Source organism: Paenibacillus nicotianae (genome assembly GCF_042681745.1).
In the GTDB taxonomy this organism is placed as follows: Bacteria; Bacillota; Bacilli; order Paenibacillales; family Paenibacillaceae; genus Saccharibacillus; species Saccharibacillus nicotianae.
The window spans coordinates 868,848-882,298 of sequence record NZ_JBHUGF010000010.1; the positions used below are offsets into that span (position 1 = coordinate 868,848).

The following is a 13,451-nucleotide window of genomic DNA, read 5'->3' on the forward strand; positions in this document are numbered from 1 at the left end:
ACCGATTATACCAGAAGGAGTACGACTATGACCAATTCCACTACCTCAATGAGCTGGAATGATCCGATAGCAGAGCAGTATACAGAGCGTATACATCGTAAGATTCCAGGTTATGAGTATCTATACAGGCTAACAGAACATTTACTTCATACGCAATCGCAGACCTCTACAGAATATTATTATTCATCTGCTTCAACCGAAGAAAAACGAGTATTAATTATTGGAGCAGGTGGAGGACAGGAGATTGTCACTCTGGGAGCGGAACATCCTGAGTGGCGGTTCACTGCTATAGATTTATCAGAACAAATGTTAAATATAGCCAAGCAAAGAGTGAAGCAACAGGGCATTACAGCATCTATTGAGTGGATACAAGGAACTGTAGATGATATACCTACACATTCATCGGTTACCTATGATGCAGCTACCTGTTTATTAGTACTACATTTTATAAAAGAGCGAGATCAAAAACTAGAGCTGTTACGCAAAATTGCACAACATATGCCAAAAGGAGCGCCGATCTGTATAGCTTGTATCACCGGTAAACCGCAAAGTCCCGCTTTTCTCTGGCAAATGAAAGCTTGGAAACAACATATGTTAAATCAACAGATTCCAATAGACGAATGGCAAGCATTTGCTGATTCGATAGGTCAACAATCTTTTCCCATATCTTCTATAGAAGTAGAACAATTGTTAAAAAAAAGTGGATGGACTACGATTACTTCTTATTTTGGAAGCTTTCTGATTCAAGCATGGTGTGCAATCAAAGCATAAATCATAGAAAAAGATCGATGTAGCGATAAATAGTAGGGGTGTAAACGGTGAAAAAAGATCAGATTGTTGTTGTAGGTGGATATGGGAGTGTAGGGCAGAAGATTTGTCAGCGATTAAGTGAAGTATTTCCAGATCAAGTCTATGCCGCTGGAAGAAGTCTAGTACGAGCAGAACAATTTAGCCGTAACACAAAAGGAAAAGTAAAACCATTACAATGGGATATTCAGCAACATCCCGCCAGAGTAACAGAAGATTCTACGACCACATTCGATGCTTCGGTCGATCCTCATATTCAAGCACAATTTGAAGAACTATATCAATGGTCAACAGTCAAAGTAGTGATTATGTGTCTGGATCAGAACGATACTACATGGGTGAAATATTGTTTGAGTGCAGGTATTCATTATATTGATATTTCGGCTAAAGATTCTTTTCTTTATCTGTTAGAGCAATGGAATTCGGCTTCATGGCAAGCAACAGCCTTACTTGGTGTAGGGCTGGCGCCTGGATTAACCAATCTATTGGCACAGCATGTCTATACTCCATTAGATCATATTCATCAACTAGAGTTATCGGTTCTATTGGGCTTAGGAGAACATCATGGTCAAGCAGCGATCGAATGGACAGTCGATCAGATGAGTACATCTTTTCCGGTGAAAAAGCAAGGAGAATGGAGCGAAGTTGATAGTTTTACCGAAGGACGAACAGTTTCATTTGGCAAAGCATTACCTTTTCAAAAAGTATATCGTTTTCCATTTTCAGATCAACAAGCGCTAGCGAGAACAACAGATATACCTACCATATCTACACGTCTTGGATTTGATTCATCAGGTATTACGCGTATGATTGCTGGCTTACAGAAAGTTGGATTTTTCCGTTTGTTATCGATCTCATGGATACGTCAAGCTATCATTTCTTTATTTAATCATATCCATCTTGGTAGTGAGCGGTATGGTATTAAAGCCGAAGCGACTGGACTTTACAAAGGTCAATCAGTAACTGTATCCGGTTGGTTAACAGGATATAATCAGTCTACGATTACTGCTGAAGTGACTGCTATTGTAGCAGAAATGGTATATACATCGAAGATGAATAATGGAATATATCATATCCATCAACAAATCGACTGGAATGATATAATCAACCGTCTACAGAAAAGAGTAAATATAGAGTGGGGTATCGATAACGATGCAATCAATAGAACTGAACTCTAATGATTCAGTTCTATCATGATTGATCATCTACAGATAAAGGATATGGATTATACAGTTTGTAAAAATTGGCGCATCCGTTCTAAAGCTTCATCCAGTTGGACAGAGGATGTAGCGTAAGAACAACGTATAAATCCTTCGCCCCCTTTACCAAATGCAGTACCGGGTACAGCCAGCACACCGACTTCTTGTAACAAACGCTGTGCAAATTGCTCTGAATTCAGACCGGTATGAGCGATAGAAGGAAAAGCGAAAAAGGAACCAAGTGGTTCATGGCATTGTAGCCCAATCTGACGCAATCCTTGTACAAAAGATATACGGCGAGCATTATAGGAAGCCATCATTTCATCTTTTGCAGCCAGACCATGCGGTTTGAGCGATTCAAGTGCAGCAATCTGACCGAGAATTGGTGCACACATCACTGTATACTGGTGAATTTTGAGCATCGCTTGAATCAATTCTTCAGGGCCACAAGCATATCCAATCCGCCAACCTGTCATTGCAAAAGCTTTGGAAAAGCCGCTAAGTAATAGGGTACGCTCTTTCATACCTGGTAGACTTGCAAAACTGACATGCTTTTGTCCATACGTTAATTCTGCATATACTTCATCTGTAATTACGACTAGATTATGTTCTTCGACGATCTTAGCAATCGGCAACCAGTCTTCGTAGGTCATGATTGCACCTGTCGGATTACTTGGATAGCTCAAAATCAAGACTTTGGAACGTGGTGTCAGACTTGCAAGTAAAGAAGCTGGTGTTAATTTGAAATGATCTTGAGCAAATGTCTCTACTTCAACAGCGACACCGCCACCCAGATTGGTGATCGGAGAATACGATACATAACAAGGAGCAGGCACAAGAATCTCATCGCCTTCGTTAATCAATACACGTAGTGCCAAATCCAGCGCTTCACTGCTACCAATTGTAACCATCATTTCATGTGCAGGGTTATAATGAACATTGAAATTTGTATGCAGATATTCAGCGATACTTTCGCGTAATTCAGGCAATCCTGCATTATGAGTATACGTCGTTCTGCCTTCTTCTAGCGCTCGAACACAAGCTTCACGTACCAGACGTGGTGTCGGAAAGTCAGGCTCACCGATACCCAGTGAAATAATATCTGTACGTTCTGATGAGTAATCGAAAAATTTGCGAATACCTGAAGGTTGCATTTGCTGGATAGAAGGGGTTAAAAATTGGCCAATGGTTGATGTTGTCATGTGTGTTCCTCCTCAAAAGTCTTGGTATAGTGAATGTTCAAGTAAATATTTATCTGTTCACGTATCAGATGCAGTAGAGGATGATAGAAAAGAAAACAAAAAAGACCCGTCCCTAAAAAGGGACGAGTCTTTTACCCGTGTTACCACCCTAGTTCCACTTTGCGTACACAAAGTGACACTCTGCTACGTATCTATCAATACGTGTTCCCGTTAACGCTGGACATGCGGCAGCACCTAGTTGGTTATTTCAGCCTGCTTCTCGGAGATGGCTTCAGCTAGCATCTGAACGTTGGTTTGCACCGTACCCAACTCTCTGTAGATCAGATGACAAGCATACTCTTTCTCGTCATAGAATGTGTATATACTTCGTCATTATTTATAAGTGAAATCATAATAGGCAATAGATAAAACGATTAGCGATTGATCGATCAAAATCGTAGGCTTAGTATAATCCCTCTTTTTTAGAATTGCAATACCTGAATTTGAAAATAAGAATCTGTGCTACAGGAGTAGGATCGTAGTTTGTTCAAGTTTATCGTTAGATTATTCAATAGTTTGTGAAGAAATAATCAAATGCATCTGTAGATTATTCAAATAATTCTAACAATTATTCAATTTGTAAGCGCTATCTTTGTAATATGATTAAGAAGCTTACAAACGAACCGTTTGTTATTCTTATCATAAAAGGAGAGAACAGGATGAAGAAAAAAGCAAGATCGGTGTGCAGTGGTATAGGAATTTCGATCTTAATCTTATCCCTTTTACTGCCTTGTTTTCAAAAGCCTCTTTTTGCAGCCACCTCAGCAGACGTTAACCGCACAGTGACTATTAATCCGTCAAATGTAGTGCAGTCTGACTTTTTGGGAATAGGTGTCAATATTATTCCAACTAATCTAATGGCACTAGGCGCTAAATATGGATATAACGATGCTTATTGGGCAATGGATACACAACGGATTCATCAATTTCAACCTAAAGTAGCTCGTGTCTGGTTTCAATTGGACTGGATGGAACCAAGTAAAGGCACATACACATGGAATAGTGAAAAAATGCAAAAGTTTTACCAGTATATTGATGCCCTAAAAGCGTCAGGAACTGAAGTGGAATTGAATTTTGGATGGAAAGTCGGTTCCAGTATCCAAAGCTGGTTCAACTTTCCTAATTTAAAAGATCCGTATGTTAGTGCACCTACCGATCTACCGGCTTATGCTCGTTCGGCTTCGGCTTTGCTGAACCAATTAATCAATCAACGTGGATATGACAATATCAAATATATGACTTTTTATAATGAACCTAATGGAAGTTGGGATTTTGAAGGACCTACCGATCAGAAAGCATATTTTGCTCAAATGTCTCGTGCAGTTAGTGAGCAGTTAAAAGCAGATGGATTACGTGATCGAATTCAGTTATGGGGCCCGGAAGAAACAGGGGCGCTCGACTGGACGCAATACATGAAACAAAATGCAGATGATGTATTTGATGCGTATACGTTCCATGTATACGGAGCCAGCTATAGCGACTTGGGAGCGCGGATCGCAGAGCGCAAATTAGCAGTTGGTTCCAAGCCGATTGTTATGACTGAATTTGGATGGGGCGATGATAATGCAAGCAATTGGGATTCAGGCTTTGCTAATTCAGTGATTCGTGCTGCTAATGATGGTCTGCAAGGAGCTCTGATGTGGCAACTGAATGGAGCATGGACATCTGATCCTGATGGAGATACAAATGGAAGTTATACGATGTGGGATGGATTACCGCTAGGATTGAAGCCTAACAAAACGTATTATTCTGCGGGATTGTTAGCTAGATATGTACCTGAACATAGTCAAGTACTGGCAGTAAATACAGGTGGAGCCAGCGATATTCGTGCTGCTGCTTTCAAAGCCAAAGATGGTAATTATACAATTGTATTGGAATCCAAAAGCGGACAAAGTAAAAATGTTACGTTCGATTTTGGAACAACAACGATCGGCAAAACATTTTACAAAATGAATTATCAAGATGATGTACAGCGTGACGGTAATGCTTTATTGCCAGCGGTAGAAAAATCTTTTGCGGCTACTAAATCATTCACTGATTCTACAATCAATAACGAGTATAACGTTTCTATTTATACCACAGCGAAACCACAGACACAGGTGAAAATGACACCGATCGAATCCACAGTGTCTTCAGGCAGTACAGTAACACTGAATGCTACAGTGATTGATGCGAGTTATGGCAATACAACGGTAGCAGCAGATACGTATACTACAGACTCTACAGTATCCGTTACCGAAAATGACGTAAATGCGAAAGAAGAACAGCGTATTGTTAATGATGACAATGATATGACTACTGCCACTGCAAATACGTATGCTTCCACGTCCGAAGAAAATACACTGGCTTCCGCATCAACAGATGTGACCTGGAGTGTTGTCGGATCAGGCAATGGCACGATTAGCAGTACAGGAGTCTATTCTCCTCCTGATGTAACGACCGAGAAATTAGTAGCTATCAAAGCGACAAGTGTAGCAGATCCTAATGGATATGGAATTGCTCTAATCAAAGTGATTCCACAATCAATAGGAAGCCGAGTAGATGCACCAACACTTAGTTTGAAATCTGGCGTATATGATACTTCTGAAGCAGTAACTGTAAAAACAGGCACAGCAGGAGCAGAGATTCGCTATACATTGGACGGTAGTGTACCTACTACTTCTTCAAGTCTGTATACCAAGCCTGTAATTTTACCGGAAGGCGGAACGAAAGTGTTCAAAGCGAAAGCCTTTAAATCAGGATTAACAGCTTCCGGGGTTACTTCAGCATTGTATAAAATATTGCAAAATAGCACAGGGCCGGAAGGTTATCAATTCTGTATGTATGAAGGAGGGACATGTAGTTTTGAAGGTCAAGCCAGTGTAGCGTATGGAGCAGATGGATTATTCAAATATGGCACATTTACAAATGGTGTAGCTTGTACAGATGAATCTTTTGGTGGTGATCCAACGCCTAATGTACCGAAGCGTTGTTATTATACGAACGATGTACCCGAGCAGACACCTGTTGTAGCTATCTATAATACCGGCTTTGAAAAGCCAACTGTAACCACGACCAAAACAGGGCCATTTACCAGTGGATGGACATTCGATAGTCGGTCTGGCGTTCAACGCAATGGTAGCGCGTTTGGAGCAACTACAGCACCGGAAGGACAACAAACAGCATATCTCAAAACCGATGGAGGCGTATCTGGTAGTATTACGCAACAACTGAACTTCCCACAAGGTGAATATAAGCTTAGCTTCAAAGCTGCTAAACGAACCAGCTTTGGAGGAACACAGACTTTTGATGTGTTTGTAGATCAGACAAAGATCGGATCTTATGCTCCTACATCCGGCAATTACACAACGTATACGACCAATGCTTTTACAGCCAATGGCAAGCATACGATACGTTTTGTAGCTACAACTACAACAGGCGATAATACAGCATTTCTTGATCAAGTGTCGATCCAGTTAGCCAGCGATACACCAACACCACCGCAAAATCCTGAAGCAGTGATAGCCAATGCAAGCTTTGAGAGCCCTGCAACAACCAATACCAAAGTAGGGCCTTTTACAAGTGATTGGGTGTTCAGTACACGTTCAGGTATTCAGCATAATGGGAGTGTATTTAATCCCGCCGCTAATGCTCCAGACGGTGTACAGACAGCCTACCTCAAAACCGATGGTGGAGTAGCAGGATCGATTAGTCAAAGTATTACATTTCCAGCCGGAACATACGCATTGACTTTTCAAGCAGCCAAACGAACCAGCTTAGGAGGAACACAAACATTTGATGTGTATGTGGATAACAAAGTGGTCGGCTCATATTCACCTACAGCAGGCACATACACATCGTATACTACCAATAACTTTGCTGTTACTGCGGGCGCGCATGTTATCAAATTTGTAGCTACAACATCTACTGGCGATAATACTGCTTTTATCGATCAAGTAAAACTCATTCAAAAATAGAGTGTGTATCCAAGAAAATACGTAATAAAGTATTTTTTTGAAATATTATTTGTTTCGCAAATAGCATGTTATCTAGATAAATGATCAACAACCGATAAGACTATCGATATCTATTCGTCTTATCGGTTGTTGTTATCAAGAGGGAGAATCACATTATGAATATCAAGCAAGTTCGCAGTCTTGATGATCAAGATCGACAAAGCTTTGCTGCTACACGTACACCATGGGATATACCTAGTGAGAGAATAATAGTAGAACCTTTAGCAGAACCTTCTTCAGATATAGGGCATGATTTTATATCTACTTATGCTGTCAACCCATCGTATAAGAAAGCTCCACAATACGATTTAGATGGCAACTGGGAAATGGTGCAAGGCGGTGAAGCTGAACAAAGAATCTATCAATCGTGGGAATCTATAATTTCAGTGCCGGTACCGGGCAGTATTCATCAAGGATTGGTACAAGCAGGTATATTAAATGATCCTTCTTTTGGAGAACATGCAGATGAAGCTAAAATGTATAGTCACCAAACATGGTGGTATCGCTGTACATTTGATATCGAAGATATGGCTCTTTTTGCTTCGTCCCGCTTGATCTTTGAAGGTGTGTCTCCATCATGCGATGTCTGGTTAAATGGTACTCATCTTGGTGATCATCAAGGAGCATTTGGTGGGCCAACATATGATCTTGGTTCGCTGTTGCAATCGTCTAATACATTGATAGTTCAAGTGCATCCAGCGCCACTCGGAAATGAGTGGAATATCTGGGAGTCCACTGTTGTATTTAATTGTAATTACGGGTGGCACTATGTGAATTTACCAGCAGTCGGTATCTGGCGTCCTGTGCGGATTGAAGCTGTTCCGTCAGTCCAGATACAACATCCTTTTGTTCAAGTGGAAAGTACAGCTCAAGCCAAACAAGGAGAGATTCATCTTGCTTTCACATTAGCAAGTCAGCAATCCTCCTATAAAGGTGTTCTCTATGGTGAAATTATTCCTGATAATTTTGCAGGACAATCGATTAAGTTCCAACAAACGATTCAACAGGATTCGGATCTATCGGTTCAAGAGCGTTTATCACTTTATGATACTCGAGATGTACATTTACAATTAACCATTCCTGATGCACATTTATGGTCACCGTTAGATATGGGCGAGCCGTATTTGTACCGATTACAACTGACATTTATTCCAGACATTCCAGCGTCAGCAGACACTACAACCAAGCCCTATCATCTACTGATCGATCAGCAAGAGATTACCTTTGGTCTGCGATATATCGAAATGAAACCGTTACCTTCCGGTCAGCAAGCAGATATGTATAACTGGACACTAACAGTCAATGATCGAGCTGTATTTATCAAAGGCAGTGGTTGGTGTACATTGGATGCTTTGATGGATTTTTCAAGAGAACGGTATAATCATTTTTTGAGTTTGACGGCTCAACAGCATACTAATTTTTTACGTGCATGGGGTGGTGGCATTCCAGAGACGGATGATTTTTATGATCTATGTGATCGCAAAGGCATTATGGTGATGCAGGAGTGGCCGACTTGCTGGGGAAGTCATGCACGTCAACCGCAGGATGCTTTAGAAGAAACGGTACGTCTGAATACATTACGTTTGCGCAATCACGCTTCTCTGGTGATGTGGTGCGGAGGCAATGAAACCAGTACAGAACTGGATCATCCCGCTATCCAGATGATGGGACGTTACAGTATAGAACTTGATAATACTCGACCTTTTCACCGTACAGATCCATGGGGTGGAAGTACACATGATCATATTGTATGGAATGGATGGACACCCTCATATAGCTTTGATTACTATGCCACTTTAGATGGTATTATGCTTAGTGAATTTGGATTAGCATCTGCGCCTAATTTGGAATCGGTATTGCGTTATATGCCGGAAGAAGAACAGCAACAATGGCCACCGCTACCGGGCAAAAGCTTTTACCATCATCTGCCTGCTTTTGATACACGGGATGAGTTACGCATTTTATCAGAATTTGCAGATTCTTTTATTGTGTGTGATCGTTTGGAGCACTTTGTAATCGGAACACAGCTTGCTCAAGTCACTTCATTACGTCATAAAATGGAATCTGCTCGCTGTCATTTTCCAGATGAGATTGGTGTAGTGACTTATAAATTAAATGATGTATATATCGGCGTATCCTGGGCAACGATTGATTGGTATGGAGTACCCAAAATGTCGCACTATTTCACACAGGATGCCTATCAACCTTTGTTAGCTTCAGTGTTGTTTAACAAGTTAAATAGTCCTCATGAAGATCAGTCATTACCTGTCTATGTGTTAGATGATCAAGGTGTATTAGATGATTCATGGGCAGTTGGAGTACGCGTGTATGATCAGCAATTACAGGTGATCCAAGCAGAGCACTGGCAACACGAAGGCAAAGTGCCATCGGTGTATCCTATAGGTACGATTGAACTTCAACATGCCCCATTAGAAAAGTCCGCTCTGTTGATCGTATCTGAAATTATGCAAAGCCATGAAGTGAAATGTCGCACCTTTTACTGGTTGCATTTTGCGGATCGTCAGGGAGTGCTATGGAACTTACCACAGACTTCATTAACATTAGGTCAGATTCGCCAATCTCAGTTACCACAATCTCATTCCTCTGCTGATTTTCTATATGAGATTGAAGTCAGAAATACAGGGAATGTACCCGCAGTAGGTGTAGAGTTATACAGCGAATCACAAGATATAGAATCAGCTATATTTGTAGCGAGTGATAATTTTTTCTGGTTGGATGCTGGAGAAAGTCGCTGGATCGGTGTAATCGATACTCGTCTTCTGCAAGTAAAAGCATGGAATAGTAATACCCTTCATTTCAATAACGTTCAGTAACAATACATTATAGTCTATTGCATAGTATGTACGATTAATCGATAGATAACTTCCAAAGGTGGAGATATAGATGAACCGGTCTTCATGGATAGATCCTAATAACAACATACCAACTAATCAAGCAGCAGAGCATAGTGTAGATCAGCAATCCTCTGTATTTATATTTGATAAGTTACAGAATCCGCCAAGTATGTATCGAGCGATTCCTTTCTGGTCATGGAATGATGATCTGGATCCGCAAGAAATTCGTAGACAAGTTGGTGAAATGAAAGCCGCTGGCTTAGGTGGATATATTATGCATGCGCGTGCAGGATTAGAAACACCTTATATGGGCGAACGCTGGATGGAATGTATTCGAGCAGGCATCGAAGAAGGGCAACGATTAGGAATGAATGTCTGGTGTTATGACGAAAATGGTTGGCCTAGCGGATTCGCTGATGGAGTCGTGCCACAGTTAGGATTGGACTATCAGCAAAAATGGCTGAAATTAGAACCATTATCCACACAAGATAATCGTCATACACAGGATGATCATACGATTGCATGGTATCGCATCGAAAATGGACAATGGGTTGTTCTGGATGAACAATACAAAGAGATTGCACAATATCGGGCTTATTATGAAGTCAATCCATACTATATCGATACGTTAGATACTCAAGTAGTACAGGCTTTTATTGAATCTACGTATGAGAAATATCATCAACAATTTGCAACTCATTTTGGACAAGCGATTGCAGGTGTATTTACCGATGAACCTCAATATGGACGTTATCAGATTCCGTGGTCATTTACATTAGAACAGCAATTTCAACAGACTTATGGATATTCGCTTCTGACCGAATTACCTCTTCTTTTTCAAGAGCATCAAGGCTATGAAACATTTCGCTATCAATTCTGGCAACTGGTTACCCGACTATTCAGTCAATCATTTATGAAGCAAATCGGGGATTGGTGTGAACAACGAAATATTCGCTTGACCGGTCATGTGGTGTGTGAAGATCATTTGACCGCTCAAGTCGGTTCGGTTGGCGATGCTATGGCTTCTTATGAGTATATGCAGACTCCGGGAATTGACTGGTTAGGCAGAGGAATCGATCATCCATTAACACCCAAGCAAGTAAGTTCTGTTGCCCATCAATTAGGTCAAAAATTTGTTTTGTCTGAAACATTTGGCTGTAGTGGATGGAATGTATCTTTTGCAGATTTAAAATGGATTGCAGAATGGCAATATGTACATGGTGTTAATTTGATGTGTCAGCATTTGGAAGGATATAGCTTGCGTGGGATTCGTAAACGGGATTATCCACCTTCATTGTATTATCAGCAACCGTGGTGGGAAGAATATCATAAGTTTAATGATTATTTTGGACGACTCTCGATGCTACTGGCTGAAAGTGATAAGCATATCGATATCTTGTTGGTACATCCTATTCGCTCCTCATGGATTGCTTATAATGATCAGATCAATACGGAGGGCGAACAGATACATCAAGATTTTGTCCAAATCAGTCAATGGCTATGTGAACTTCAGCGCAGTCATGATTACGGTTCAGAATCGATTATAGCTAATCATGGGCGTATACAAGATCGGCAATTACTTATAGGACAAGCTTCATATTCTTTGGTCATTTTACCGCCGATGACGACGATAGCGAATACGACATTAGACTTGTTATTATCATGGTTAGAGCAAGGAGGACAGGCGATTGCACTAGGTACATTACCTATCTTGGTTGACGGACAATCAGATCAACGTCTGCTCCAACTCGAACAGCAAGTGACAGTATTGAAGATAGATCGAGAAATGATAGCGGATGAGCTGGATCAACGACTATCTGCTACGATCAAGCTTCATCAGATCACACCGGTCGTATCTTCACAGCAACAGACAATATCATTATCTGCTCCTAATCATTCACCAATTCTGACACAACGAAGTACATTAGAAAAATATGATTTATACTATATCGTCAATACTAATCGTACTACTAGCTATACGGTAGAAATTGAATTTCCTTATCAGGGGCATATAGAGCAGATTCATCTTCAAACAGGAGATATAGATACTGTATCTAATGCGACAAGCATTGCAAGTCATAGTCATACTATGAATATCAAGCTTACATTTGCACCTGCTCAATCTTATCTATTCCGCATATTACCAGATGAGCGAGTAACCGATCTATTACCAACGGTTGATTTGTCACTACATTCTCCTGCTGTTGTTGACGACCCGTATATTGTGGAAATAGATGCTAACTGGCAAGTGACGCGAAGCGATCTAAATAGTCTCACTTTAGATCAGTGTCGATTACAGATCGATGGAGATGAATGGAGCGAACCACAACCGATTATTTTTTTACAAGATCAATTAGTAAATATAGGTCGAGCTGTTGAGATCGGTATGTGTTTTGAAGTACAGCTACAGTACGAGCCTCAAGTGAGTCAAGACATGTATCTGGTACTAGAACAACCTCATCATTATCGTATTACGATCAATGGAACATCTGTAGATCATCAGGATTGTGGGTGGTGGCGAGATATTTCATTTCGCAAAATCAATATTCAAAATCATTTGCATAAAGGGATTAATCAGATCGTTTTACAACGTCATTTCCAAAATTCGCAGTCAACATTTGATGCAGTAGCACGAGCACAAGTATTTGAATCAGAAAGCAATAAGTTGAGTTATGAAGCAGAGATTGAAAGTATTTATATTTTGGGAGAGTTTGATGTGCATAGCCTGACCCCGTACCAATACGCAACAGATAGCAATGATAGTCTGTATACGTATGGTGAGTTTGTATTACAAGAAGCGACTTATACAGCGCAAACAGGAGATTTGACAACACAAGGGCTTTTATTTTATGCAGGTAATATACAATTACAGCAATCTATGACTTTACCTGAATATACATCGGATCAAAGAATCTATTTTCAATGGGATCGTCCTGATGCTGTATTGTCCAAGTTATGGTTAAACGAGCAAGAAGTGCATACTTTTTTGTGGGCGCCTTATGAGGTAGAGATTACTCCTTATGTGCATAGTGGTGAAAATGAAGTGGTCATCGAATTATATTCCAGTTGTCGTAATCTGTTAGGGCCACATCATCATATTCGTGGTGAGTTAACTATGGTTGGGCCGGATAGTTTTAAAGATACACCAAGCTGGACAGATGGTGATATCGATACTGAACATATCTATACACCACGTTATTGTATGGTGGCATTTGGCTTAACCAGCAATCCTGTTATTTCTATATTATGAATAGTATAGCGTGCATACAATAGTTCAAACAAAAGGGTTGCAATCATACACCAGCGGTTGCACCCTTTGTTTGAGTTTGAGTTTGAGTTTGAGTTTGAGTTTGA

At 40.5% G+C, this 13,451-nt stretch carries 6 protein-coding genes and 1 other annotated feature; of the genes, 5 read left to right on the forward strand and 1 reads right to left on the reverse strand.

The window, feature by feature from the left end:
- Window positions 1-27 precede the first annotated feature (27 nt).
- Together ACFSGI_RS08095 and ACFSGI_RS08100 are read left to right on the forward strand one after the other, a co-directional pair.
- The gene (locus ACFSGI_RS08095) at window positions 28-771 is read left to right on the forward strand and encodes a class I SAM-dependent methyltransferase (RefSeq protein WP_204823637.1); all 744 of its coding nucleotides are present in this window, start codon (window positions 28-30) and stop codon (window positions 769-771) included.
- 47 nt (window positions 772-818) lie between these two features.
- Window positions 819-1,985 carry a saccharopine dehydrogenase family protein gene (locus tag ACFSGI_RS08100; RefSeq protein ID WP_204823638.1) on the forward strand — a complete coding sequence of 389 codons (1,167 nt, stop codon included), beginning with the start codon at window positions 819-821 and terminating at the stop codon, window positions 1,983-1,985.
- Window positions 1,986-2,032: 47 nt separating this feature from the next.
- On the opposite strand, the gene ACFSGI_RS08105 is transcribed toward ACFSGI_RS08100, so the two are convergent.
- On the reverse strand, window positions 2,033-3,208 hold the full coding sequence (locus ACFSGI_RS08105; protein WP_204823639.1) for an aminotransferase class I/II-fold pyridoxal phosphate-dependent enzyme: 1,176 nt from the start codon (window positions 3,206-3,208) through the stop codon (window positions 2,033-2,035).
- A gap of 115 nt (window positions 3,209-3,323) precedes the next feature.
- Window positions 3,324-3,567 (reverse strand) — a binding site (T-box leader).
- 339 nt (window positions 3,568-3,906) lie between these two features.
- Between ACFSGI_RS08105 and ACFSGI_RS08110 the strand changes: the two genes are divergently transcribed.
- The 3 genes from ACFSGI_RS08110 (at window position 3,907) to ACFSGI_RS08120 (ending at window position 13,347) form a co-directional block, all read left to right on the forward strand.
- On the forward strand, window positions 3,907-7,203 hold the full coding sequence (locus ACFSGI_RS08110) for a chitobiase/beta-hexosaminidase C-terminal domain-containing protein (RefSeq protein ID WP_204823640.1): 3,297 nt from the start codon (window positions 3,907-3,909) through the stop codon (window positions 7,201-7,203).
- Window positions 7,204-7,358: 155 nt separating this feature from the next.
- The gene (locus tag ACFSGI_RS08115) at window positions 7,359-10,076 is read left to right on the forward strand and encodes a glycoside hydrolase family 2 protein (protein ID WP_204823641.1); all 2,718 of its coding nucleotides are present in this window, start codon (window positions 7,359-7,361) and stop codon (window positions 10,074-10,076) included.
- Window positions 10,077-10,146: 70 nt separating this feature from the next.
- The gene (locus ACFSGI_RS08120) at window positions 10,147-13,347 is read left to right on the forward strand and encodes a glycosyl hydrolase (protein ID WP_204823642.1); all 3,201 of its coding nucleotides are present in this window, start codon (window positions 10,147-10,149) and stop codon (window positions 13,345-13,347) included.
- The last annotated feature ends 104 nt before the right edge of the window (window positions 13,348-13,451 follow it).